This window comes from Saccharopolyspora cebuensis (assembly GCF_039542665.1).
In the GTDB taxonomy this organism is placed as follows: Bacteria; Actinomycetota; Actinomycetes; order Mycobacteriales; family Pseudonocardiaceae; genus Saccharopolyspora; species Saccharopolyspora cebuensis.
The window spans coordinates 533,219-557,691 of record NZ_BAABII010000010.1 but is presented as its reverse complement, the minus strand read 5'-3'; the positions used below and the strand labels follow the sequence as shown (position 1 = coordinate 557,691).

The following is a 24,473-nucleotide window of genomic DNA, read 5'->3' as shown; positions in this document are numbered from 1 at the left end:
CGCCCTCTAGTTCAGGGAGGTCTGGATGGCGCGGATCTCGTCAGCCGCCTCGGCGGCGGCCTCGGCCGGATCGCCGCCGTTGAGCATCGAGTTCACCGCGTGCGGGACGGGCATCTCGCCGAGGGTGGCGCCGACCAGCACGCCTTGGCGCTGCTCGAACCCCCAGCGGCGGAACCGGTCGATGCCGGTGCGCAGGTCGGCGATCGTCTCCCGCGGGTAGATCTCGGTGAGCGGGCGCTTGAGGTCCACCCCGGCCGGTGCCTGCTGCCAGGCGCGGGTGAAGCGCTCGGGGTCCTGCGCGGTTCCCTTGCGGGCGGGCAGCTTGCCTTCCGGCGCCATGGCCAGCCAGTCCGGGTAGCCCTGGTCGAGCATGTGCTCGATGAAGCGCTTGGCCCGCTCGCGCTGCGCGCCCACCGGCACCGTCCACGACGTCAGTTCGCCGTACTGGGCGGGTTCGGCGGCGTCCGGGCCCTTGATGGCGCTGACGATCCCGGTGTTGCGGGCCAGGAACGACGGGTCGACCTGGCACTGCGGGCAGGCCGGCATCGCGTCGGCGCGCAGGCCGCCGAGCTCGTCGAGCAGGAACGTCGACCAGGACAGCATCGCCGAGCGCCCGGCGAAGTAGGTGGCGCGGGTGGAGTCGATGTCCTGGGCTCCGGGCGGCGAGTACCGGGTGATGAGGTCGTGCACGAACCGGAAGGACTCGCGGCACTGCGGGCTGTCGAGCTCGACCCGGCCGGTGGCGCCGACGAGGTGGCAGTCGTTGGCGAGGGCGAAGGATTCGAAGGCCTGGCCGGTGGCGGTGTCGTTGGCGTGGGTGGCCATCGAGATGCCGGAGGTGCCGTCGCGGTTGAGGACCCGCGCGGCGTGCTCGATCTTCTCGTAGGTGTCGGGCACCGGCAGTCCGGCCTGCGCGAAGAGGTCCTTGCGGTAGGCCAGCACCTGCGCCCACGCATCGGAGGGCACGGCCAGCCGGCGGTCACCGTCGGCGGTGAGCTCCAGCGCGCGGCCGGAGAAGGTGGCAGGGCCGAGCGCGTCGAGGATCTCCTGGTTGGCGTGGGTGTCGATGAGTTCGTTGCCGGCCATCTGCCAGGTCGCGCTCAGCGGCAGGGCGCCGATGACGTCGGGCATCGTCCCGGCCGCGGCCGAGGACATCACCATCTGGCTGAACTGGTTCTCGTCGACGGCGACCACGCGCACCGGGATCCCGGTCTCGGCGGTGAAGCGCTGCGCGATGGCCTCGGTCGCGCGCACCCGGTCGGTCTGGCTCTCCAGGCTCCACACCACCAGCGCGTCGTCCTCGGCAGGGGGCGCGCAGCCGGACAGCAGCGCGGTGCAGCTCATCACCGCCGCGAGGACGGTCTTCAGCCCGGACTTGGCCCGCATCACCCATCACGCTCCTTCGCGCGTTCGTCGCGGCGGACATCACACCACCTACTTATGCTTGCCGACAAGACATAAGTCTGTAAACTGCCCGACAAATCTCGGAGCGAGGAGGCTCAGTGCCACGGGTCGTGCAGTTCACCGGTCCCCGGCAGGTCGACGTCACCGAAGTCCCCAGCGAACCCCTTGCGGCGGGCCAGGTTCGGGTCCGCACCCGGTACTCCGGCATCTCCGCCGGCACCGAACTCACCGCCTACCGCGGCACGAACCCGTACCTCACCCGGACCTGGGACCCCGAACAGCGCCTGTTCACCACCGCCGCCGACGCGCCGTCGCAGCCGTACCCCCTCGTGGGATGGGGGTATTCGGAGGTCGGCGAGATCGTCGAGGCCGAGGACGCGACCCGGGTGGGCGAGCAGGTGTGGGGCATCTGGGGCCACCGCAGCGAAGCCGTCCTCCCGGCGGAGAAGGTGCGCCCGGTGCCGGCCGGACTCGATCCGCTGGCGGCCGCGTTCGCGCGGGTCGGGGCGGTGGCGCTCAACGCCGTGCTCTTGGCCGAGGTGCACCTCGGCGAGCGGGTGGCGGTATTCGGCCAAGGGGTGATCGGGCTGCTGGCGACGCGGCTGCTGCGCTGCAGCGGTGCCGAGGTCGTCGCCGTCGACACCGTCGCGCAGCGCAGGGACAAGGCCGTCGAGTTCGGCGCCGCGCACGCCCTGGAGGGCGACGGAGCGGCCGAGCGGGTGCGCGAGCTCGGCGGTGCGGACGTGGCGATCGACCTCAGCGGCTCCTACCGCGCGCTGCACGAGGCGATCCGGACGGTGGTGGTCGGCGGGCGCGTGGTGGCCGCGGGCTTCTACCAGGACGAGGGCGTCGGGCTGCGGCTCGGCGAGGAGTTCCACCACAACCGGATCGAACTGGTCAGCTCGCAGATCGGCGGGGTGCCGCCGAAGCTGTCCGGGCGCTGGGACCAGGACCGGCTCAACGCGACGTTCCTGCGCCAGTGCGCCGACGGCGCGGTCGACCCGACCGCCCTGGTCACCCACCTGCTCGCGCCCTCGGAGGTCGAGCACGCCTACCGGCTGCTCGACGACGGCGCGCCCGACGTGCTGCAGATCGTCCTCGACTTCGGACAGGAGCCAACGTGAAACTCGCCTGCCAGGAACAACTCCTGCCCGGTGACTCGCTGGAAGTCAAGTGGGACTTCGCGCGCGAGAACGGGTTCGAGGCGATCGAGCTGCGCGGCCGCGGCGACTTCCAGTTCCGCGAGCGGCTGCCGGAACTGCGCCGCGCCCGTGACAACGGCGTCGTGATGCCCACCGTGTGCGTCGAGATGCCGCACTTCTTCGCGGCTTTCGACGCCGACCTGCGGCGGGACGCGACCGAGCAGCTCAAGTCGCAGCTGTCGGTGATGGCCGAGATCGGCGGCCGCGGCGCGATGACCCCGGCCTCGTGGGGCATGTTCTCCCGACGACTGCCGCCCTTCGAACCGCCGCGCTCCCCGGAACAGGACCGCGAGGTGCTGCTCGAAGGCCTGGCCGAGCTCGGCGAGCACGCCCGCGCCGAGGGCGTGGAGATCTACCTCGAACCGCTCAACCGCTACGAGGACCACATGGTCAACCGGCTGGACCAGGCGATCGACCTGGTCGACGAGGTCGGGCTGAACCCGGTCCGGGTGGTCGCCGACACCTACCACATGAACATCGAGGAGGACGACCCCGTGACCGCGCTGCTGAACGCGGTGCCGCACCTGGGTCACGTGCAGGTCAGCGAGTCGAACCGGTTCCAGCCGGGCACCGGTCACCTCGACTGGTCAGCGCTGCTGGGCGCCCTGGCCGCCGGCGGCTACGACGGGTACCTGGCGGTGGAATGCCGGTTGCGCGGCGAGCCCGCGGAGGCCGTCGCGTCGGTGCCGAAGTTCCTGCGGAGGCACGGGTGAACCTGCACGACGAGGCCGCGAAGGTGCTGCTGGGCAACTGGCGCGGCCACAACACGATTCCGGCACCGGGGCTGTACCCGCACCAGTGGAGCTGGGACTCGGCGTTCATCGCCATCGGGCTCCGGCACCTCTCGCCGCTGCGCGCGCAGCGGGAGCTGGAGTCGCTGTTCGGCGCGCAGTGGGCCGACGGGCGGGTGCCGCACATCGTCTTCGACCCGTCGGCGCCCCGGGAGGGCTACTTCCCCGGTCCGGACTTCTGGCGGTCCGAGCAGGTCAACGGTCCGATGCACGCCGACACCTCGGGGATCGTGCAGCCCCCGGTGCACGCCTTGGCGGCGTGGGAGGTCTTCACCGCGGACCCGGAAACGGCGCGGCGGCGCGGTTTCCTGGAGCGGCTCTACCCGAGGCTGGTTTCCTGGCACGGGTATCTGCGCCGGTCGCGGGACCTCGGCGGTCGCGGCCTGGTGTCGATCGTGCACCCGTGGGAGTCGGGGATGGACAACAGCCCGTCCTGGGACGTTCCGCTGCAGCGGGTGGAACCCGTTCCGGCCGGTGAGTTCCGGCGTCGGGACCTCGAGCACGCCGACGCGTCCGAGCGGCCCACCGACGTCGACTACGGGCGTTACGTCCGGCTGGCCGCGACCTACCGCGACCACGGCTACGCCGACCGCCTCGACGTGCACGAGTTCGCCGCCGAGGACCCGCTGACCAACGCGCTGCTCGCGGCCTCCGAGGACGCGCTCGCCCGCATCGCCCGGGAACTCGGCGAATCCCCGCAGCCGCACGAGGAGGAGGTGGCGCGACTGCGCGACGCCCTGTCGCTGCTGCACGCCGACGGGCTGTTCCACTCCTTCGACGTGCACGGCGGCTCGCTGATCCGGGGCGGCAGCGTCGCAGGACTGGTCCCGCTGGTGGTGCCCGGTTTGCCGCAGGCCCAGGAGCTCGTCGACACGGCCACCGGACCCCGGTTCCGCGTCGACGAGCTCGGTCTGGCCCCCAGCTACGACCTCACCGATCCGCTGTTCGACCCGTCCCGCTACTGGCGCGGACCGGCCTGGTTCAACATCACCTGGCTGCTCCAGCGCGGTCTCACCGACCACGGTGCCAACGAACTCGCCCGCGCCCTGCGCGGCGGAATGCTGGAGGCGGCCTCCCGCTCGGGCTTCCGCGAGTACGTCGACCCCCGAACCGCCGAGGGCCGAGGCGCGCACCACTTCAGCTGGACGGCAGCCGTGGTCCTCGACCTCCTCATCACGACCTGACGCTCAGCGCTCTGCAGCCGTCGCATCCAGTGCAACCGAGCACGCGGAACGACCTCAACGCGTCCTCAGCGATCGATCCTCGTCACGTGGCCGTGGTGGGCTTCGAAGGTGCCGATGTACCGCTGCCGGGTTCCGCCCGTCTCGGCGGACAACCATCCGCCGGGCCTGTGCGGTTCAGCTCCCTGAGGGGTCCTTTCGGGATGCGGCGGAGCCGCATGCGGTGCGGCCGTCAACCGGCACCGCCGCGGGTTCTCAGCGGCCTTCTCGCGACGACCCTGATGCCGTGTATCGGCATACACCGAGAAGGGCGCGTGGTGGACGTGCCGTTCAGGTGCGTCGATTGCGGGGAGCGGCCGAGCGGGGTGGCCGGGCACGCAGGTGATCGCGAACCCGGGTCATGGCGTCGCCGAGCACCGCCAGGACCCACCGGCGTGGCTCGTCGGCAGCGGTCCCGACCGATGGAGCGGGACCGGGTCCGGACGGGCGGACCGGGGAGTCCGCCCGTCCGGCATCACACCCCGAGCAGCACCGGGAACGTCCGGGGGGCGTGGACGTGCACGCTGCGGCGGAAGGTCAGCGCCTCGTCGGGTCCGGCGGCCCGGAGATCCGGGAAACGCCGGAACAGGGCGGTCAGGGCGATCTCCGCCTCCAAGCGCACGAGCGCCGCGCCGAGGCAGCGGTGGATGCCGTGGCCGAAGGCGACGTGGCCGGCCGGATCGCGGCCCGGGTCGAGCCGGGCCGGATCGGAGAACCGGTCGGGATCGCGGTTGGCTGCTCCGGTCGAGAGCGTGACCGAGGCACCGCGCGGGATCGCGGTCCCGCCGATCTCCAGGTCCTCGGTGGCGAACCGCAGCGAGGCGTTGAGCGCGGGCGAGACCCACCGGAGCAGTTCCTCGACCAGGCCGGGGACGGTATCCGGAGAGGTCACCCCGGCCCGGGCCGCCGGGTCGGCCAGCAGGGCCCGCACGCTGTTGGTGATGAACACCGCCGTGGTCTCGTGGCCGGCCATCAGCAGCAGCATCGCCATCGCGACGATCTCGATGTCGGAGAGCCGTTCCCCGTCCTCCGAGGCCGCGATGAGGCCGGAGAGCAGCGCGTCGTCCGGGTCGTCGCGGCGGAGGGCGACGAGTCCGCCGAGGTAGTCGGCCAGCTGCGCCGAGGCCCGGGCGAGTTCGGGTTCGGGGCACTCGTCGATCAGGACGGTCGACCAGTGCGCGAAGTCCTCCCGGTCCAGCTCGGGCACGCCGATCAGCTCGCAGATGACCTCCATCGGCAGCGGGATCGCGTAGCGGGCGACGAGGTCGACCGGCTCGTCCCCGGGGAGCCCCGCGAGCAGGTCGTCGGCGAGGGTCTCGATCCGCGGGCGCAGCGCGGCCAGCCGGCGCGCGGTGAACGCCTGGGTGACCAATCGGCGCAGCCGGGTGTGCTCGGGCGGATCGAGCGAGGTCAGCATGTGGGACATCGGTGCGGGCAGGCCGGGCGGGGCCGACGCGCGCTCCTCGGCGGGCAGGGTGGCGCGCCAGTCCTTGGCCAGCCGGGGATCGGCCAGCCCGGCGCGGACGTCGGCGTAGCGGGTGACCAGCCAGGTCGGTCCGGTCTCGAAGGTCACCTCGCGGACCGGGGCGTGCTCGCGGGCGTGGGCCAGGGTGGCGTGCGGGTCGCGCCAGTAGGACTCGAGGAAGGCCGCCTCGGTGACGGCTCCGGGGGTGGGCTCGCTCATCGGTGCCTCCGTTCCCTCAGTCCTTGACCGCGGTCGCGCTCATCCCGCTGAGCTGGTGGTTCGGCCAGCGCGGCGGATCGCCCGCGGGGGTGTCGCCGAGCACCGTGACCCGGCGGCCGACCCGGTGCCCGGAGTAGTCGTTGACGGCGTAGTGCTGGGTCGCGCGGTTGTCCCACACCGCGACCGCGCCTTCGACCCACCGGTACCGGCACACCCGCTGCGGGCTCTCCGACACGGCGAACAGGTGGTTCAGCAGCGCCGCGCTCTCCTCGGCGGTGAGCTGCGGGATGCGCCGGGTGAACATGCGGTTGACGTAGAGCGATCGGCGACCGGTCTCGGGGTGCACCCGGACGACCGGGTGTTCCGCCTCGCTGCGGTAGGAGCCGGCGGGGTGCTCGAAGAGGTGGATCGCGGTGAGACCGTCGACCAGCTCCCGGATCGGGGCGGACAGCGCCTCGTAGGCCAGGTACTGGTTGCTCCACATGGTGTCCCCGCCGACCTCCGGGCACTGCACGATCTGGAGGACCGAGGCGATGGGCGGGGACGGGGAGAACGTGACGTCGGTGTGCCAGACGTCGGCCTTCGCGCCCTGGTCGGAATCGAGGACGACGATCTCGTCGTGCCCGGGCAGCTTCGGCAGGAACTGGTGGACCTCGAGCGGGCCGAAGCGGCGGCCGAACGCCTCGTGGGCGGCGGGGTCGAGCCCGGCCGCGTCCGGGAAGAACAGCACCAGGTGGTCGAGCAGCAATTTGTTGATCTGGGCGAACGAGCCGTCGTCGACGTCGGCCAGCGCGATGCCCCGGACTTCGGCTCCCAGCGCCCCGGAAATGGGTCGGACGTCGAGAGGAATCATGTTCATCTCCCTTTCTCGCGTATTCTTCGAATCCGTTCCGCGGCGCGCGGAACGGAATGGAACCGGATGCCGAAGGGGCTTGCCCGCATCCCAGCGCGGTGCGATCGTCACGGGGAATCCCGAATTCGAAGGTGACCATCCAGGAAAGGATTGCCGTGGCCAGTGGGACCACCGATTCCGCGTCCGGCACCACCGCTCTCGCCGCGCTCGTCGACCTCGCCACGCCCTTCGCGGTGCGGACCGCGGTCGCCCTGCACCTGCCCGAACTGGTCCGCGACGGGCACACCACGACGGCCGGGCTGGCGCGGGCATCCGGGGCCGATCCGGACGCGCTCGCCCGCCTGCTGCGCCACCTGGTGGCGGTCGGGTTGTTCGCCGAGCCCGCGCCCGGCGAGCACGCGCTCACCGCGGTGTCGCGGGCGCTGCTGGACGACCGCAACGCGCTGCTGCGCGCCTGGCTCGACGCCGATGGGCCCGGTCTGAAGATGGACCTGGCCTACGGCGGGATGCTGCACGCCGTCCGCACCGGCCGGTCGGCCTACGGCGCGGTGCACGGCACCGACTTCTGGTCGGACTACCGCGCCGACGAACGCCTGCGGTTGTTCTTCGGCGCCACGATGGCCGGGTTCTCCTGGCAGACCGGCCCGGAGGTCGCCGCCGGGTACGACTGGGGGCCCGTGTCGAGCGTGCTCGACGTGGGTGGCGGCACCGGGGCGCTGCTGGGCGCCGTGCTGACCGCGCACCCGCACCTGACCGGAGCCGTGCTGGACCTGCCCGAGGTCCGGCCGGAGGCCGAGCAGTACCTCACCGGAGCCGGGCTCGCCGACCGCGCGGCGTTCGTCGGCGGCAGCTTCCTCGAGCCGCTGCCACCAGGCTTCGACGTGCTGCTCGTCTCGCGGGTGCTCACCGATTGGCCCGACGACGACGCCACCCGGATCCTGCGCCGCTGCGCGGACGCGGTCAGCGGTGGCGGCCGGGTCGTGGTGGTGGAGGTCCTCGCCGGTGCCGAGCACGCCAAGAACAACGCGTCGTTCGACCTCCAGTCGCTGACCCTGCTCGGCGGCCGCGAACGCCGGCCGGAGGACTTCGACGCCCTCGCCGCCGATGCCGGGCTGGTGCCGCGCGGGCGGCGGGACGGCGCCGGCGGTCTGGTGGTCCTGGAGTACGCCCGCGGCTGAGCTCACCGGTTCGCCGCCCCGGATCCGGCCGGGTCCGGGGCGGCGGGCACCCAGGCGGGCAGCAGACCGGAGCGCGGGTCGGGCAGCACCCCGAGCTGGTGCAGCCGGTCGAGCGGGGTCAGCCGCCGCACCCCCAGCCCGGACATGGTGTGCATGACCTCGTGGCGGATGCGGTCGTTGCCGCCCGTCCCGGTGAGGGCGCGACGGCCGACCCAGGACCGGCTGGTGATCATCCGCGCCGCGTTGTGGCTGGTCCGGCCGATGTGCCGGAGGTCCCGACGGCGTGCGGCGTCGTAGCGGCCCAAGGCGTGGTCGACGACGTCGGCGGCGAGCGAGCCGCCCTGGCGCAGCACCGCGGCGAGCTGGTGGGCGTCGGCGATCGCGCTGTTCATGCCCTGGGCAGCCATCGGGTGCACCGAATGGCCGCTCTCCCCGACCAGGGCGAGTCCGGGGGCGGTCAGCGCGGCCGCCAGGGAGCGCGACACCGGCAGCACCTGCCGGTCCCGCGCCCCGGCGCGGAACGCCTCGGCCAGCGGGGCCAGCGCCGGGCAGCCGTCCAGGACCCGATCGGTCCACCGGCGCAGCCCGGTGGCATCGAGCCCGCGCAGCTCGTCCGGCCCGACCTGGACGTAGAGCCGGGCGCGACCGCCGGGCAGCGGGTAGCGCAGCCGCAGCCCGTTCTCGGTGACGTAGGCGGAGAAGTCCGGTTCCACCTCCGCCACGCCGTCGAGCTCGAAGGCCGCCAACCGGTGCGGGTAGTCCTGGCGCGGCGCGGTCAGCCCGACCGCGCGCCGGACCCGCGAGGAGATCCCGTCGGCGGCCACGACCAGCGACGCGGGCACGTCGCCGTCGTCGCACCGCACCCCGGTCACCCGGTCCCCGGTGCGCAGCGGCTCGCGGACCACCACCCCGCGCCGCACCTCGACCCCGGGCGGCAGCGCGTCGGCCAGCGCCGCCAGGATCGCCGGGTAGTCGTGGGCCAGCAGCCAGGGCTGCTCGGTCGGGAGCCTGCCGTAGTCGAGGACCATCCGCGGCCGGCCATCCGCGGCCCGGGCGACCAGTTTCGACAGCCGCAACGCGCCCGCCCGCTCCAGGCGGTCGGCCACGCCCCACTCCCGCAGCACGGCCAGCGAACCCGGTTGCAGCACCTCACCCTTGGCCACGGGCTGGGGCGCGGGGCGCTTCTCCAGCACGAGGACCCGGTGTCCGAGCCGGCCCAGCGCGCACGCGGCGGCGAGGCCGGCCACCCCGGCACCGCAGACGACGACGTCGTGCCGGGCGCTCATCGGATCGCCTCCCGGTACCGGCCCAGCGCCCGGAGCGCCATGCCGTGGGTGAACCCGGGGTTGGCGTACCTGCTGACCCGGCGGACGTACTCGTGCACGGGCTCCGGCCGCCACCCGCCCCCGGGCAGGCGGGCGTCCAGCAGCCACCGGATCGCGGTCTCCACCGAGGCCGGGTCGGCCCCCGCCGCCAGCAGCGACGACACCACCCACCCGGTCTCCTCGACCGTTCCGGGAGCCCCGTGGCCATCACCCCAGGAACCGTCGGCGTTGCGGGCGCGGACCAGCCATTCCCGGGCCCGCACCGCCGGCTCGGCCCCCGCCTGCCCGCACCGGGCGAAGGTCTCCAGCACCGCCGCGGTACCCATCGCGTGCTCGCGGTACCAGACCGACTCGAAGGCTCCGTCGCGGAGCTGCGCCCGGCCCAGCCAGCGCAGCGCCCGCCGGATCCGCCGGTCGCCTGCGGCGACGCCCGCGTCGAGCAGGGCGTCCACGGCCTGCGCGGTGGTCATCGGGCACGGGCCGCTGTTGGCGACCCGGGTGTTGCGGACGCAGAGCCCCCAGGAACCGCGGTCGTCCTGCCGGTCGCTGAGCCACTCGACGCCCCGCCGGACGGCGTCGGTCTGCCCCGTGCCGGGCAGCCGGGACAGCGCGGAGACGATCTCACCGGTCTCCAGCACCGCCGGCCACCCCCGGGCCCCGGTCCAGCCCCAGAACCCCGGCGGGCACCCGAACGCCAGGAAGGGCTCGTGCTGCTGGTTGCGGACGAACAGCTCCCCCGAGGCCGCGAGCCGCGGATCGTCCCGGTAACCGGCCTCGATCAGGCCCCGCACCGCGTACATCGTCCAGGCCGAGTCCAGCGGCGTCGTGGCCCACGAGCCGTCGGCGTGCATCCCGCGCCGCAGCCACCCGACCGCCGCGTCCACCATGTCCTGCCCCAGACCGGCCCGCGCCAGCCCGGTGCAGACCAAGCCGGTCACCCAGGCGTCCTCGGACCAGGACCCGACGGCGCCCTCGTGCTCGTAGGCCTGCCGGATCACGCGCAGCGCGTGCGGCTCGGCCCGGCGGGCCAGCAGCCGCTGCACCCGGGTCAGCGGGCGGTGCCGGGTCTGCGCGAGCCCGAGCGCCGAGGCCATCGGCAGCCGCAGGTCGAACACCCGCCGGTACAGCGCCGGGAGCATTGCCAGCTCCAGCGGGAAGCGGCGCATGTCCTGCGGGGCGAGCCAGCCGGCGAACCCGTAGAACTGCCGGCACCACAGCACGACTTCCGGGTGCGGGATCGCCGCCAACCCGCCGCGGTCGTCCATCCATCGCCGGCCCGCCGCGACCTGCTCGGCACTGCCGACCGGATCCACCAGGTGCAGCGCCGCCGCCGACACCGCCGTCGGGCCCTGCTCGCTGGCCAGACCGGGCACCATCGCCCACCCGCCGTCGTCGTCCTGGGTGCGGCGCAGCCGCTCGGCACCCGCGGCGATCAGGTCGGCGGCGCCACCCGGGTCCGCGAAGTGCAGCGCGGTGACCGCACCCGCCGTCGCCAGCGTGGACCGCAAGCCGTCCGCGCCGAAGTCGAAGACCCCGTCCGGCCGCTGCGCCCGCAGCAGCGCCTCGGCGCCGCCCGCGATGGCGGTCGGGAGTTCGTCCGGGATCCGGCCGGTACCGGTGCGGACCGATCTCATGGCGTGTCCTCTCCGTCCCCGGCGGTGGCCGGGAACTCGTGCCGGGCCCGCATCCGGGCCTGCATGACGATCGAGAAGGCGAGCGCGGGCACCAGCAGCGCCACGGCGGGCCCGAGGCCGACCGCGCCCGCCACCACCGCACCGGCGAGCACGAGCCGCTCGGCGACCAGCAGCTCGTGCGACCGCAGCGCGCGCCGCGCCGTCGCGGCCCCGGGGCGGACCGCCGCCAGGGCGCACCCGCCGACGACCGCCGCGACCGCGAGCAGTCCGAGCTGCGCACCGGGTCGCGCCGCGTGGACGGCGCCGAGGCCGACGACCACCGTCCCGGCCGCCCACAGCGCGGCGGCCAGCCGCATCGCCACCACCAGCCCGTGCCGCACCGGCACCGACCGGTACCCGCCGGCCCGGTCCCCGTCGACGTCGCGCATCGTGCCGATCAGGTTGGACGCCGTGTCGTGCAGCAGGAACACCACCGCCGCGGGGACGATCGCCCAGGGCGGCCACGGAGCCGCGGTCATCGCACCGACGACCAGGGCGAGCGCCGACAACGCCCCCCGGCTGAGGTTCCCGGCCAACCCCCTCCGCTTGAACACGGTGCTGTAGGCGACGATCCCGCCCATCGCCAGCGCGAACACCGGCAGGATCCGCCAGTTCACCGCGAGCGCCGCCACCAACGACACCACCGCGCAGCCGACGCCGCAGGCCACCGCCGTGGTCGGCGCCAGCCGGCCGGAGGGGATCGGTCGCTGCGGCTTGGCGATCGCGTCCAGGTCCCGGTCGAAGTAGTCGCCGAGGTAGTGCCCCGCGAGCCAGCCCAGGGCGGGCACCAGCGCGGCGACGACGAGCCCGGCCGCGTCCCGCCCGCCCGCGACCAGGGCTCCGGCCAGCCCGAGCAGCGCCGGGTAGCACGTCGTGTAGGGCCGCCAGGTCTGCCAGTGCGCCGCCACCCACCCGCCGCGCGCCGGGAGCGCGGCGGGGCGGCCGTGCATCTCAGCGGTCACGATCGGCGGCGATCGCGGCGATGCGGGCGAGCCTGCGCGCGGCAGCGGGCCGGGGCAGCTCGTCCAGCCTGGCGACGGCGCGGTCGGATCGCTCCCGGGCGCCACGGCGGGCGGTGGCCAGCGCACCGCTGCCGGTCACGGCGGACCGGAGCACCTCGAGCGTCTCGCCCGCGGGGAGCGCGCCCGACAACGCGGTCTCGACGGCTTCCCGGTGCTCGGGTCCGCCGTCGCGGTGGGCGAGCAGCACCGGCCAGGTCGGCCGGAGGTTGCTCGCGTCGCTGGTGGTGGGTTTGCCGGACGCCCGGGAGTCGACGAGGTACGGCAGCAGGTCGTCGTGCAGCTGGAAGGCGATCCCGGTGTGGTGGCCGTAGTCGCCGAGCAGGTCGACGTGCTCGGGCGTGCCGCCGCCGAGCAGCGCACCGGCCCGGCACGCAGCGCGGAACAGGGCCCCCGTCTTGAGCGCGGCCACCTCGAGGTAGTCCGCCAAGGCGCTGCCCATCCGCCCGGCGCCCGGCGGCTCCAGCGCCGCCTCCCGCACCTGCCCCCGGCACAGCTCACCGCCCGCGCGGGCGAGCTCGGAGATGACCGCCACCACCGTCCGCGGCGGCGCGTCGCATTCGGAGACCGCGTCGAACAGCTCGAACAGCAGCGCGTCACCGGTCACGATGGCGTCGGCGACGCCGTAGCGGGCGTGCACCGAGGGTTGGCCGCGGCGCAGGTCGTCGCCGTCGATGATGTCGTCGTGCACCAGCGACGCCACGTGCAGGTGCTCGATCGCCACGGCGGCGGGGAGCGCGGCGGCATCGCGACCGCCGACCGCCTCGGCCGACGCGACGAGCATCATCGGGCGCAGCAGCTTGCCCGGCGCCAGCATCGCGTAGCGGGTCATCTCGTCGAACCGGTCGCCGGACTCGGGACGCCTGCGCCCGAGCGCGTCGCGGATCCCGGCGAGGTCGTCGTCCTCCGCGCCCGGGCGGAGCGGGACCGTGCTCATCGTTTCGGTCATCGGACGGCCTCCCCCGCGAACCCGTCGGAGCGGTCGCCCTGCCCGGCGAAGCCGCGGGCGGCCGCGAGCACGGCGTCGTTGGCAACCGGGAGCCCGGTGCTCACGCGCACCCCGGCTCCGGCGATCTCCCGCACGGCCACCCCGTGCGCGGCCAGGTGATCGACGAACTCCTGGTTGCGCGATCCCAGGCGGACCCACAGGTAGTTGCCCCCGCTCGGCGGGACGTCGAAGCCGAGCCCGCGCAGGCCGCGGCGGACCCGGTCCCGCTCGGCGGCCACCTCGCGGCACTGGCGGCGCATCCGCTCACCGGCGTCGAGCGCGGCCAGCGCCGCCGCCTGCGCGACGGTGGGCACGCGGTGGAACGGCGTCGTCCGGCGCAGCGGCGCCACCACCTCCTCGGCCCCGGTGAGGTAGCCGACGCGCAGGCCGATCAGGCCGTGCGACTTGGAGAACGTGCGCACCACCGCCACCCGCCGGTCGACCTCCGCCAGCTCCGCCGCGTCGGCGATCGCGTCCGGGTCGGCGAACTCGCGGTAGGCCTCGTCGACGAGCACCAGCACGTCCGGCGGCAGGGCGTCGAGCAGCGCGGCGAACCGATCCGGGCCGAGCACCTCGCCGGTGGGGTTGTTCGGGTTGCACACCAGCACGACCCGGGTCCGGTCGGAGACCGCCGCGGCCACGGCGGCGAGGTCCTGGCGGCCTCGGGCGTCGTCGGGCACGGCGACCGGCTCGGCGCCGGCGTTGCGGATCAGCAGCGGGTAGAGGTCGAACGACGGCCAGGTGTGCAGCACGGTGCTGCCGGGCCCGCCGTGCGCGGCCAGGAACTGCTGCAGCAACGCCCCGGAGCCGGCACCCGCCACGACGCGCCCGGGGATCGTCCCGAGTTCGGCCGCCAGCCGGGATTCCAGCCGCGCGGCGAGCGCGTCACCGGTCAGGTTGATCGAGGCGAGCGACGTCGACGCGGCCTCGTGCACCCCCGGCAGCATCGGCCAGTGATTCTCGTTCAGAGACAATTGGTGAACGATCGGGATCAATTCACGAACCTTCCCTGGCGAAACGGAATGGCAAGGCCCCCGAACTCCCCCCTCGCACAGGGATCTCGACACCGAATGTATCGATCACGGAGCAATGAAGTCAAGGATCTTAATCGCCTTCTCCGTGCAACATCCGCGCAATTCCGATGCCACCGGAACGGCGGTTGCGGTTACCGATATCCGGCAATGTCAAGCATTTCGGGTCACACGATTCCCCTGGAGCTGAAGCACCGGTTGCGGTGCTCGGCGGTCGCGCGACCGGCGAGCGCCGGTACGGCCCCGCGCCGACCGGGAGCGGCGCCGCTCGACCGCGCACGCCGTTCGCACCACCGAGGGGTCCCCGCGCGGAGGAGCCGCGACGCCGGGGCGGGGCCGCCCGAGGCTCCACCACGCACGTGAGGATGCCAGCCTGCTCTGCCTCCACCGGGGTTGGCTCGCCGGGAGGTGGTGACGGTTCGAACAGGCCCCACCTGGCGAAGATCGCTGGGCATGACGTGGGCCGGAATGGGGTTATCGGGGGTGGAGCTGTTCGAGGAGATCCGGCGCGACGCCCGGCGCGGGGATGCTGGGGTGCGCGAGCTCGCCCGCCGCCATGGGGTGCACCGGCGCACGGTTTGGGCCCGCACCTTCACCGACCCACGGCTCCGCGCCGCGATCATCGACCGACTCACCTTCGCCCGGTCGGCGACTGCGCACTGAGCCGACACTGTCGGTGGGACCTGATTACCTGACCGGATGTTCGAAACTCCCGACGAGCTCCACAGCCTCCAAGTCCTGCTCGACACGTCCTGGGCCGGCTCCAGCAACCACCTCAAATCGATCATCCGACCAGGTGAAAGCACCCTGGACGCCGAGCAGGTCGTCCAAGTCTGCCAAGGCATGTGCACCCTGGCCATCGCCACAGTCACCCGGCGCGGTGAGCCACGCATCAGCGGAGCCGACGGGCACCTCCTGCACGGCCGTTGGATCGTCGGCACCCACCGCCAGGCCGCCAAAGCCCGCCATCTCGCGGCGCGGCCCGGCATCAGCGCGACCTTCATGCGCGGCGAGCAGCTCGGCATTTTCACGCATGGACGCGCCGTTCCGCTGAACCCCGAAGGGACCAGCAGCGACCCGACTTGGCCGACCGTCCGCGACTACCTCGTCCACCACTACGACGACGACAGCGACAACCCGTTCTGGGACGAGAACGTGTGGTATCGCATCGACCCCAGCTGGATGGTCGCCTACAGCACCGACCCCGTCGGCCTGCTCGACCAACAACCGCCAGTCTGAAGAGGCTCGTCGCTGGCCACTCCCCAGAACTACGTCGCCGAGGTGGAAGCCGAGCGGGGCTTCACCGACAGCTCCGTGATTGCTGACGCACTTCACAGTGCCTTTTGTACACCGTCGCCCACTCACTCATGATGGCGTTACGCACTACTGGTGAGGTGAGACGGATGGTTGAGCGGTCAACTCGTTCCGAGGGGTCGAAGGTCCTCATCGAGGTGTGGGCCGACGTGGGCTGCCCGTGGTGCTAGCGTCGGGCGCCCAGCAGGTCCCCGTCTACGGCCAGCTGCTGGAGCAGGTGGCCGGTCCCGTGCCGAGTGAGCGCGTGTCGTGAACCGGGCGAAGGACGGGCTCGAGATCGTGGCGATCCCCGCCAGCGGGTGCGATCCCGTGACGGGGGTGTGCCACATCGGACCTGCCGATGGAGCGGAGGCCGACGACCAGAACGCCGCGGGCGATGCGCCCGGCACTGCGCAGCGATGAGCATCACCGGCGGCTCAGCCTGTCGACGCGCTGACCGATGTCTTGCCCCGGCCGACTCCGGTCCGTTCACTGGCGGCCCGGTTGCTGGCGATCCGACCGTGGTGGGCGGCGGCCCAATCAGCCATCGCCGTCACCGCATCCAACAGGGACCGGCCCAGGTCAGTCAGCTCGTACTCCACTCGCGGCGGAACCTCGGGGTATGCGGTCCGCGTGATCAGCCCATCCCGCTCGAGGTGCTTGAGGGTCTGGGTCAGCATCCGCTGGGAGATCCCCGGGATGCTCGCCTGCAAGTCCGAGTAGCGCAGCGAGCCGGTGCTCAGCGTGCTGATGACCAGCACCGTCCACTTGTCACCGATGCGATCGAGCACCTCGCGGATGAAGGCGCTGTCGTCCGGCCACGCCTGGCACGGACCACTGATCTGTCGCGCTGACGCCATCCCACTCGTCTCTCGTCCGGTTCGCAACCGCACCACCAATATGTAGCACCCAGTCGACGCCCGTCGATCGCTGGAGCCCGCTCCCACACCACTGCGGAAAGGAAACAGCCCATCATGTCGTACCTGCTGCACATCGACTCCTCAGCGCTCGGCGAAGCTTCGGTCTCGCGCCAGGTCGCCCAGTCCTTCCTCGAAGGCTGGGACGGCGAGGTCGTGCACCGCGACCTCGCCGCAGCGCCCGTGCCCCACATCAGCGAGGCCGGGATCACCGCACGCGTCACCGACCCGGCGCAGCACACCGACGAGCAGGCTTCCGCAGCCGCGCTGCAGGACGAGCTCATCGAGGAGTTCCTCGGCGCCAGGGCGTACTTGTTCGCGGTGCCGATGTACAACTTGTCGATGCCGTCGGTGTTCAAGGCATGGCTCGACCAGATCATGGTCTTCGGTCGCACCTTCAGGCCATCCCCGGCCGCCGGCCGACCGGCGGTGCTGATCTCCGCGCGCGGCGGCAGCTACGCTCCCGGCGCGCCCAACCACGGCCTCGACTACGTGGTGCCCACGACCGAGACCGTGCTCGGACATGAGGGGCAACTGGCCTCGATGTGACCACCGTGGTTCCCGAGCTGACCCTGGCACCCCACTCACCGTCCCTGGCCGAGCTCCTCCCGAAGCACGAGGCATCCCTGTCCGACGCCCACGACCGCGCCCGCCGGCTCGCCGCGGTGATCGCCACCGCCGCCTGACATCCCCCACGGCCGCGGAACCACAACACCCTCGACGGTGCTGAGCAGCCCAACGCCGCGGCGGGACGCTCCACTGGAAGGTCGCAGGCTCAAGCACTGACTGCCCCTCGCTGCGCCCCGACCATCCGCAACTACCAGCCAGTGCCCACTCTCACTATCACCTATCAGGTTTCGACATCAGCCCGATACCGGCCCAGTGCGACACACTCCGCGAGAACGGCTAGTCCAAATAGGTGACGTTCCGCTGTTGCCTGCAGGTTGGCAACTCATCTCCGTAACCTGGGGTCGTGAACGATCACGACGAGACGCCGGAGTCGGAGGCACCGGCCGATCCGTGGTCAGCTCTACTTCCGGGACAGGACCTGGTCCCCGCGTACCTGACCTCGCGGTTCGCGTCGCAGTACCGAATGATCGTCGAAGTCCTGCTCGCCGAGCAGGACACGAGCCTGACCGGACTGGCCTTCGACGAAGTGGTGGCCGGGGTGCGTGCACGGCTCGCGGAACGGGTTCCCGTGGACGTCGTCGACCGCTTGATGGCACCTGAGGTACTTCACCTCGACACGCGGATGCAGAGCCTGGTGCGCTGGCGGGTGGTGACGCGCTGGCAAGAGCCCGCTCGCACCGGCGAGGACTTCCTGCGTCGACGTGACCGGTATCAGCTCACTCCGCGGGCGGCGAGCCTGCACTCCTTCTGGTCATCGATCGACGATGCGGAGGAAGGTGCAGGCGATCTCACCCTAGCGCCGCGCGCGATCCATGAAAGGCTGGTCACCTTCGCCGAGTCGATCCGGGAAACCGTTTACACCAGTGCGGCCACCGAGTTCCAGCAGATCGGCACCATGCACCAGGCCATGGCCACCACGGCACGCGGTTGGCAACGCACCTTGGCGCACGCCTTGTCCGGTGGCCCTGACGCCGGCAAGCAGGAGGAGCTGTGGCAGACCCTGCGCTCCTACATCGGGATGTGGGGCGAGCAAGTCGACGTGCACAGCCCTCGCATCGCGGAGCTCATGGACGAGTTGGATCCGTTGCTGACCCCCGAGGTGTGGCAGGCCTGCGTCCGCGCCTCGGTGGACACCGAGCTCGACGTCGAATCCTTAGACGCCCAGACGCGGCGATGGATGCACACCTGGGAAGCGCTCGGCTCATGGTTCGGCGGCACCACGGGCCAAGCCCGGAAACTGCGGCGGCAGCTTCGCGATCTGGTCGCTCCGTGGGCGCGCAACATGAAGATCCTGCTCGACACCGGCGGCGCGGTTACCCGGCGCACGGAACTGTTGTCCTTGGCGGTGGCCATCGAGCGCGCCCACGACGATGAAGCGGCGTGGCGAATCTGGGACAGCGCAGTGGGCGTGTTCTCCACCAGGCACTTGCTCCTGGCATCGGATTCCACTGACGATAGCGATTTGCGCTGGGCGCAAGCGCCGCCTGCACCGATCACCGCCAGGTTCCGAGAGCAGGGCACGCGGGCCGCGGTCGGCAGACGCAGCAAGATTCCTGACTACTCCACCGGCAAGAACGCTGCCCGGAGGGCTCGGCTGGCAGCCCAGGCGGCCCGCAGCGGTGCAGAAGCAGCGTTACGGCAGCGTTCGGGCACCCACCTATCCGAATGGGGCGAGATCAGCGACCCCGAACTGGACCTGCTGTTGGAACTGGTCGGCATGGTCATGCGCGCACCCTCCAAAAGCTCGGTGACCGGCGACGGCCGGTGGAGGATCACCTTGCGCAAGCCGCCGTCGGTGCGGGACACCACCACGCTGCGCGCTGAGAGCGGCAAACTCGTGACGCTGAACTGGCACTTCCGAATGGAGCCCGCGTGAACCGGGACGCAGCCGAGCGGCAGCGTGCATTCACAGCCTTGCTTCGCTCGCCGGTACTCGATCGTCGCGCCCACCCCGAACTGTGGTCCTTGGTGCGGGTACATCGAGCCGCACTCGGGGAGTGGTTCTCGCACCGGCTCGGCTACAGGCTGGTTATCACCGACTCTGCAGCCCGCCTGTTTCGGCTGCCAGTCGAGGGAGCTGTGCTCGCACCCCGCCGGTTCCGGCCACCCACCCGCCGGGTCTTGGTGCTGGCCATACTCGGTGCAGCGGCGGCGGAAGACGCCGAGGACATCACTACCACGCAAGACCTGTCCGATCGGGTTCGGGCGCTGTCCACGCACGAAGACGTCACACTCGCGCCCTACGATCCCGATCGATTCGCCGAACGGACGCTGTTCGTCAAGGCGGTCCAAATCCTGGTGTCCGTGGGCGCCCTGCGTCCGACCGGCCGGGACTACGAGCAACAGCGCGAAGGATGGGCGCATCATCGTGACCCCATCGGCGGCGCCTACGAGGTGCATCGTGAGCTGTTGTTGCGCATGGTCGACCCGACGGCGTTGCGCTCCGCTCTTCCGGGTGGGCATTCCGATGTCCCACCTCACGAGTCCGCTGCCCGGTTCAGCTTGATGCGCAGACTGATCGAGTTGCCGGTGCTGTTCTACGACGATCTTACCGACGCCGAACGGACCTACCTCGCCAGCCAGCGACACCGCGTGCTGGCGTGGTGCGCGGAGATGACCGGGTGGACGATCGAGCAACGCGCCGAGGGAATGGCGCTCATCGCGGCCGATGAGGGCGAGACGGACCTGCCCTTCCCGAAGCTGCGCGCCACCGACTTCGCCACGTTGATGGTGCTCGACGAGCTGATCCGCAGGCACGGCACGGGCGTCGTCATCACCAGCGAGCACCTGGGTGCAGCGGCCGCCGAGGTCAGGGACCGCTATCCGAAGGCGATGACTAACGACCTGCGCGTTGGCACCGCTGTCGAGTCCGAGGCGCGGCACCTGCTCATCGCGCTGGACCTGCTGCGGCCGACCGATTCCCCGGAGAAGTGGCTGCTGACCACGGTGGCCGCGCGCTACCGAAATCCGCGGGTGGTCGCCGTCAACGCGAGGCTGGACGAGGAGGCACAGGCGTGACAGGGCCGGAACCGGTCGGCGAGCGGTGGTTGTCGGCCGCGCTCTCAGGTGAGTTGCCCGAACCCCGATTACGGCGGTGGCAACCGCTCCGGGTGGGCATCCTGAACCTGTGGGAGTACGACCAGGCGGAGTTCTGGTTCGCCGACGGCCGCCTGGTGCTGCGCGGCGGCAACGGCGCGGGCAAGACGAAGGTGCTCGAGCTGACCACCTTGATGCTCCTGCGTGGCGAGATCGGCCCGACCGTGCTGGACCCGTTCGGCTCCCAGCACCGCACCATGCGCTTCAACCTTCTGCCGACGGGCGACGATGACGATCCGCGTCCATCCGCGGATGCTGGCTTGGGCTACGCCTGGGTGGAGTTCGGCCGGATCGACGAGAACGGTGAGCCGCAATTCTTCGTGTGCGGCCTCGGAGTGAGCGCCAGGCGTGGCAGCGGCACATCGGCGGTCACCACGTGGCACTTGATCACCCGGATGCGACCGGGCCGTGATCTCCACTTGGCCACAGCGGGCAGACCGCTCGATCAGAGGGAGCTCAAGAAGATCTCCGGCGTAACGGTTCCCGAGAACGCGACCCGTTACCGCACGCAGGTGGCGGGGGCACTGTTCGGACTCGGCCCGGACGCCTACGACAACCTGACCGAATTGCTCAAGCAGCTGCGCAGACCCAAGCTCGGTGAACGGCTCAACCCGGCAAGCCTCGCCGACACCCTCCGCGCAGCGCTACCACCACTCGCGAGCTCGGAGATCAACCAGCTCGCCGACGGGTGGGAAAATTTGGAGAAGCTTCGGGCGGCGGTGGAGGAGACGCGGACCGCAGCCTCACAAGTGGCCGGCTTCGTCCGCTCCGGCTGGATGCCGTGGGCGCAGACCGTGGTGCGGCGGCGCGCTGACGCGCTGAGTTCGGCGACGACCGCACTGGACGACACGACGAAGGACCGCCGGCTCGCCGAGCGCGATCTCAACACGGCTAACGAGCAGGTCATCGACCTGGAGCGACGCGTCGCGGCCGCCGGGTCCTCGCGGAACGACCTCGAGATCGAACTCCGCGAACTGCTGGAGAGCCAGGCGTTCCAGGATGCGGCCGGGGCGGTGAACCGCGTCGGCGCCCTCCGCAAGCAGCTCGATGACTTGGAGAAACGGCACGCCGCGGCCCAGCACCGCTATGCGGCTGCGGAGAAGGACCTGTCCACCGCTGCCTTGACAGCACGTGGAGCCGCCAAGGACATCGAGGACGCAGGAGCCACAGCGTCACAGGCATCCTCCCTCGTCCAGGAGACCGCACAACCGGCTGGTCTGCACAGCTCAGCTAGCCGGTACCTCCCCTCGCACGACCTCGCCGCGCTGCGCGTCGATCTCTCGAAGAGGCACGAGCGCTTCACACGGTTGCGCGAACTGCGCCGGAGTTATGACAAGGCCGATCGGGAGGCAGCCAAGTCGGCCGAGACCCTGGACGATCGAACGGCCGATCTGACCGCCGCGGCAGAACAACGCGAATCGGCGTGCGACGAACTGTCGTCCGCAGTTGACACCGTACGTGGTCAGATCCGCGAATGGAACGCGGGCACCCTTCTGGCCAGAGCAGATGAGCGCACGGTGGAGGACTGGTGCGATCTGGTCGCCGAGCTCACCGCGGCGGACCCGGCCGAGGGTCAGCGCGTCTCACCCGCCGCGGAGATCGCCCGCCACGTCGGTGAAATCCGGGAGGACCTTCGAGCGCGACGTGTGGACCTTGAGCACGAGCGGTCCGCTGTCTCCGCGGAACAGAGCAAGCTCTCGTCGAAGCTGGAGGAGGTCCTCGCCAGGACGGAAAGGCCCCCGGAGCCTCCCCACTCGTGGTACCGACGAGACCGGCCGACGCTCGCCGACAAGCTGGGCGCGCCGTTCTGGCGATGCGTCCAGCCCGCTGGCGAGCCGTCCGCCACGGAAGTGGACCTGCTGGAAGCGGTCCTGGCCGCTGCTGGCTTGCTGGACGCTTGGGTCAACCCCGACGGGGGGCTGTCAACAGCCGTCGACGGAACACCCGTCGATACCTCGATCCTGGCCGGAGAAGTCCGGACCACGGGCAACCTGACCTCGGTCCTGGAACCGACCCCGGCGGGCGGGGTGGCGGCTCCCACGATCCGTGCCGTGCTGGCGGCGATCGGTTGGTACGAATCCCGGCCGGAAGACGATCGATCGGGCGTCTGGCTGGCAGCGGACGGCACGTGGCGGTGCGCCGCGTTGACCGGTCGGGCCGAGTCGATCCAACCCGCTTCCTACCTGGGCGCCACTGCCCGCGAGGCAGCCAGGCAACGCGAGATCGAGCAGTTGCACCAACGGCTGGCGGAGCTGGGCTTGTCGATCAACGAGCTCGAGGAACGGATTAAGGGAATCGACCGCGACCTGAGCCGACTTTCGGACGAAGCCGTGCGAGCACCCGGAGAACGCATCGTCACCGATGCCGTCAGCACCTTGCGGGAACGGGAACGCCGTGTCGACGAGTGCCAGCGGAAAGTGAGCAGTGCCGAGGAAGTGCACCGCGGTAACGAGGCGGTACGGGATACCACGTGGGCGGCCTTCTCCGAATATGCCGGAGAGCACGCCTTTCCCGTGCACGATCTCGCGAAGCACGACGTGGCGTTGCAAACCTACCGGCGCGCCGTGGACCACTTGGCTCACCAGGTCGAGTTGCTCGAACTGCGCACGAAAGCCGGTGAGTTGGCGGACAACGAGCACGCCGCAGCGCAGGGGCGGCTCAACGACATCGAAGCCGAGCGGGAAGATCTGCGCGAGCAACGCAATCAAGCCGGGATTCAGCTGGCCACCGCCGAGAAGGCGCTGACCAGCGACGCTCAGGCGAAACTGGATCGTCGTCACGAGCTGGACACCTCGTTGAAGGAGGCGGATCGCGGGCTGGAGGACCTGCGAGAGGAACTCACGGATGCACGGCTCACGTCAGCGAGGGCAGACGAAACGCTCGCCAAGCACGAAGGTCGGCGCCAGGGAGCCGAGCAGGATCGCGATGTGGCGTTGGCGGCGTGGTGGGAGGTCTACGATTCCGGACTCTCACAGCCTGTCGGATTGACGGAACCGGATAGGCGGACTGTTGAATCCGCCCGCGAATCGACGCGAGCCGCGCGCCGCGAACTTGCGAACGCGAAGGACGAGGACCGCCTCTGGCGGCTTTGCTACAGCAAATTCGAGACGCTGCGCCAGGGCCTGCTACCGGACCGGGACGCGCGCGTGGTGGAGCCCGAGCGCGACGGCGGGGTGCCGCGCGTGGTCCTCCTGGCCGACAGCACATCCGGTTGGCAAGCGCCTGCGGCGGCCGCGGACCAGCTCGCCGACCAGGTGCGGGAGCAGGAGGGCGCGTTCGACAACGAGCAGCAACGGGTGCTGACAACGCTGCTCGGCTCGACTTTCATCGAACATCTCAAGGATCGGCTGGATTACACCGCGCGAACCTTCACCGACATCAACGCCCAGCTGACCAGCCACCCGACCCGGCACGGCAACGCCGTCCAGCTGAGGTGGAATCCCGACCCCACCGATCCGGACGCGGGTACCGTGATCGATGCGCTCGCCCAAGGCTACCAGCAGCTTTCCCGCGCCCGGCAGGAGACGGTGCGCTCGTTCCTCGCCCGCAAGATCGACGAGGCCAGGTCGGACGCCTCCGCCACCGGATCCGGCGACTGGCGAGAACAGCTTTCGACCGCCCTCGACTACCGCGGCTGGCTGAAGATCTCGCTGGAGTACCGCCCCGGCGCGACCAGCCGGTGGGTCCCCTTCGACGCCGCCAGGCACGGGGCCAAATCCGGCGGGGAGAAGGTCGTACTGCTGTCCCAACCGCTGTTCGCCGCAGCCGTGGTCGCCTACAACGCCGCGGGAGAGCGGGCACCTCGCTGCGTCTGGCTCGACGAAGCGATGACCGGTGTAGACGAAGAGATCAAGGCCTCCTTCATGGGCCTGACAGTGGGCTTCGACCTGGACGTGATGCTGACCGCGCACGACGAGTGGTGCAAGTACCCGACGGTGCCGGCGGTCGCCGTGTACGACTTGGCCCGGCACAAGGGCTTGCCAGGGGTCGATGCGGTCCCCTACCTATGGTGCGGCGGTGAGTGGACCGTCGTCGACGCTTCGGCCGCCGATCGAACGACCGTAGACGCGGCGCTGCCCTCCGAAGGCCTGTTCGCCGAGCAGGACGCCGACCTATGACCGGAATTCCCCAAGGTATCCTGGAGTGGGCACGCTTGCCGGGGCCTGCCG

Annotated in this window: 20 protein-coding genes; 11 read left to right on the top strand and 9 right to left on the bottom strand. The window is 71.4% G+C overall.

What is annotated here, in order from left to right; genetic code table 11:
• Positions 1 to 6: 6 nt before the first annotated feature.
• Positions 7 to 1,386 (bottom strand): ABC transporter substrate-binding protein, encoded by a 1,380-nt coding sequence (locus tag ABD976_RS16940; protein WP_345364188.1) that lies wholly within the window; start codon positions 1,384 to 1,386, stop codon positions 7 to 9.
• 116 nt (positions 1,387 to 1,502) lie between these two features.
• Here ABD976_RS16940 and ABD976_RS16935 point away from each other — a divergent pair, with 116 nt between their 5' ends.
• The 3 genes from ABD976_RS16935 to ABD976_RS16925 are packed head-to-tail and all read left to right on the top strand — an operon-like array spanning position 1,503 to position 4,581.
• Positions 1,503 to 2,528, top strand: a complete 1,026-nt coding sequence (locus ABD976_RS16935; RefSeq protein WP_345364187.1) for a zinc-binding dehydrogenase — start codon at positions 1,503 to 1,505, stop codon at positions 2,526 to 2,528.
• Positions 2,525 to 3,319: a sugar phosphate isomerase/epimerase family protein gene (locus tag ABD976_RS16930; protein ID WP_345364185.1), complete on the top strand. Its 795-nt coding sequence runs from the start codon at positions 2,525 to 2,527 to the stop codon at positions 3,317 to 3,319. The genes ABD976_RS16935 and ABD976_RS16930 overlap by 4 nt, the downstream gene beginning before the upstream one ends.
• On the top strand, positions 3,316 to 4,581 hold the full coding sequence (locus ABD976_RS16925; protein ID WP_345364183.1) for an MGH1-like glycoside hydrolase domain-containing protein: 1,266 nt from the start codon (positions 3,316 to 3,318) through the stop codon (positions 4,579 to 4,581). The genes ABD976_RS16930 and ABD976_RS16925 overlap by 4 nt, the downstream gene beginning before the upstream one ends.
• Before the next feature lie 511 nt (positions 4,582 to 5,092).
• Here the strand turns inward: ABD976_RS16925 and ABD976_RS16920 are convergent.
• Positions 5,093 to 6,301, bottom strand: a complete 1,209-nt coding sequence (locus ABD976_RS16920; protein ID WP_345364181.1) for a cytochrome P450 family protein — start codon at positions 6,299 to 6,301, stop codon at positions 5,093 to 5,095.
• A 16-nt stretch (positions 6,302 to 6,317) separates the two neighbouring features.
• A complete protein-coding gene (locus ABD976_RS16915) occupies positions 6,318 to 7,160 on the bottom strand; it encodes a TauD/TfdA dioxygenase family protein (RefSeq protein WP_345364179.1) in 843 nt (280 codons plus the stop codon).
• Between the two features lie 149 nt (positions 7,161 to 7,309).
• Between ABD976_RS16915 and ABD976_RS16910 the strand changes: the two genes are divergently transcribed.
• Positions 7,310 to 8,332 carry a methyltransferase gene (locus tag ABD976_RS16910; RefSeq protein ID WP_345364177.1) on the top strand — a complete coding sequence of 341 codons (1,023 nt, stop codon included), beginning with the start codon at positions 7,310 to 7,312 and terminating at the stop codon, positions 8,330 to 8,332.
• Positions 8,333 to 8,334: 2 nt separating this feature from the next.
• Here ABD976_RS16910 and ABD976_RS16905 read toward each other — a convergent pair whose 3' ends face one another.
• From ABD976_RS16905 to ABD976_RS16885, 5 genes are read right to left on the bottom strand one after another with little or no spacing between them, the layout of a single operon-like run.
• On the bottom strand, positions 8,335 to 9,618 hold the full coding sequence (locus ABD976_RS16905; RefSeq protein WP_345364175.1) for an FAD-dependent oxidoreductase: 1,284 nt from the start codon (positions 9,616 to 9,618) through the stop codon (positions 8,335 to 8,337).
• Positions 9,615 to 11,291: a prenyltransferase/squalene oxidase repeat-containing protein gene (locus ABD976_RS16900; RefSeq protein ID WP_345364173.1), complete on the bottom strand. Its 1,677-nt coding sequence runs from the start codon at positions 11,289 to 11,291 to the stop codon at positions 9,615 to 9,617. Before ABD976_RS16900 ends, ABD976_RS16905 begins: the two co-directional genes overlap by 4 nt.
• A complete protein-coding gene (locus tag ABD976_RS16895; protein ID WP_345364171.1) occupies positions 11,288 to 12,292 on the bottom strand; it encodes a UbiA family prenyltransferase in 1,005 nt (334 codons plus the stop codon). The genes ABD976_RS16900 and ABD976_RS16895 overlap by 4 nt, the downstream gene beginning before the upstream one ends.
• Positions 12,282 to 13,298 (bottom strand): polyprenyl synthetase family protein, encoded by a 1,017-nt coding sequence (locus ABD976_RS16890; RefSeq protein ID WP_345364169.1) that lies wholly within the window; start codon positions 13,296 to 13,298, stop codon positions 12,282 to 12,284. Before ABD976_RS16890 ends, ABD976_RS16895 begins: the two co-directional genes overlap by 11 nt.
• Positions 13,295 to 14,311, bottom strand: a complete 1,017-nt coding sequence (locus ABD976_RS16885; protein WP_345364167.1) for an aminotransferase class I/II-fold pyridoxal phosphate-dependent enzyme — start codon at positions 14,309 to 14,311, stop codon at positions 13,295 to 13,297. Before ABD976_RS16885 ends, ABD976_RS16890 begins: the two co-directional genes overlap by 4 nt.
• A gap of 540 nt (positions 14,312 to 14,851) precedes the next feature.
• Between ABD976_RS16885 and ABD976_RS16880 the strand changes: the two genes are divergently transcribed.
• Complete coding sequence (locus ABD976_RS16880) at positions 14,852 to 15,031, top strand: hypothetical protein (RefSeq protein ID WP_345364165.1); 180 nt, start codon at positions 14,852 to 14,854, stop codon at positions 15,029 to 15,031.
• Between the two features lie 36 nt (positions 15,032 to 15,067).
• Positions 15,068 to 15,607, top strand: coding sequence for a pyridoxamine 5'-phosphate oxidase family protein (locus tag ABD976_RS16875; RefSeq protein WP_345364163.1), 540 nt, complete (start codon positions 15,068 to 15,070; stop codon positions 15,605 to 15,607).
• 491 nt (positions 15,608 to 16,098) lie between these two features.
• On the opposite strand, the gene ABD976_RS16870 is transcribed toward ABD976_RS16875, so the two are convergent.
• Positions 16,099 to 16,521 carry a winged helix-turn-helix transcriptional regulator gene (locus ABD976_RS16870; protein ID WP_345364161.1) on the bottom strand — a complete coding sequence of 141 codons (423 nt, stop codon included), beginning with the start codon at positions 16,519 to 16,521 and terminating at the stop codon, positions 16,099 to 16,101.
• 114 nt (positions 16,522 to 16,635) lie between these two features.
• Here ABD976_RS16870 and ABD976_RS16865 point away from each other — a divergent pair, with 114 nt between their 5' ends.
• The 5 genes from ABD976_RS16865 to ABD976_RS16845 all read left to right on the top strand — a co-directional run bounded on the left by ABD976_RS16865 (position 16,636) and on the right by ABD976_RS16845 (position 24,422).
• Positions 16,636 to 17,127, top strand: a complete 492-nt coding sequence (locus tag ABD976_RS16865; protein ID WP_345364159.1) for an FMN-dependent NADH-azoreductase — start codon at positions 16,636 to 16,638, stop codon at positions 17,125 to 17,127.
• A 5-nt stretch (positions 17,128 to 17,132) separates the two neighbouring features.
• Positions 17,133 to 17,264: a hypothetical protein gene (locus ABD976_RS16860; RefSeq protein WP_345364157.1), complete on the top strand. Its 132-nt coding sequence runs from the start codon at positions 17,133 to 17,135 to the stop codon at positions 17,262 to 17,264.
• Between the two features lie 287 nt (positions 17,265 to 17,551).
• Positions 17,552 to 19,084, top strand: a complete 1,533-nt coding sequence (locus ABD976_RS16855; protein WP_345364155.1) for a DUF2397 domain-containing protein — start codon at positions 17,552 to 17,554, stop codon at positions 19,082 to 19,084.
• Positions 19,081 to 20,226 (top strand): DUF2398 family protein, encoded by a 1,146-nt coding sequence (locus ABD976_RS16850; protein WP_345364153.1) that lies wholly within the window; start codon positions 19,081 to 19,083, stop codon positions 20,224 to 20,226. The genes ABD976_RS16855 and ABD976_RS16850 overlap by 4 nt, the downstream gene beginning before the upstream one ends.
• Positions 20,223 to 24,422 carry a TIGR02680 family protein gene (locus tag ABD976_RS16845; RefSeq protein ID WP_345364151.1) on the top strand — a complete coding sequence of 1,400 codons (4,200 nt, stop codon included), beginning with the start codon at positions 20,223 to 20,225 and terminating at the stop codon, positions 24,420 to 24,422. Before ABD976_RS16850 ends, ABD976_RS16845 begins: the two co-directional genes overlap by 4 nt.
• The last annotated feature ends 51 nt before the right edge of the window (positions 24,423 to 24,473 follow it).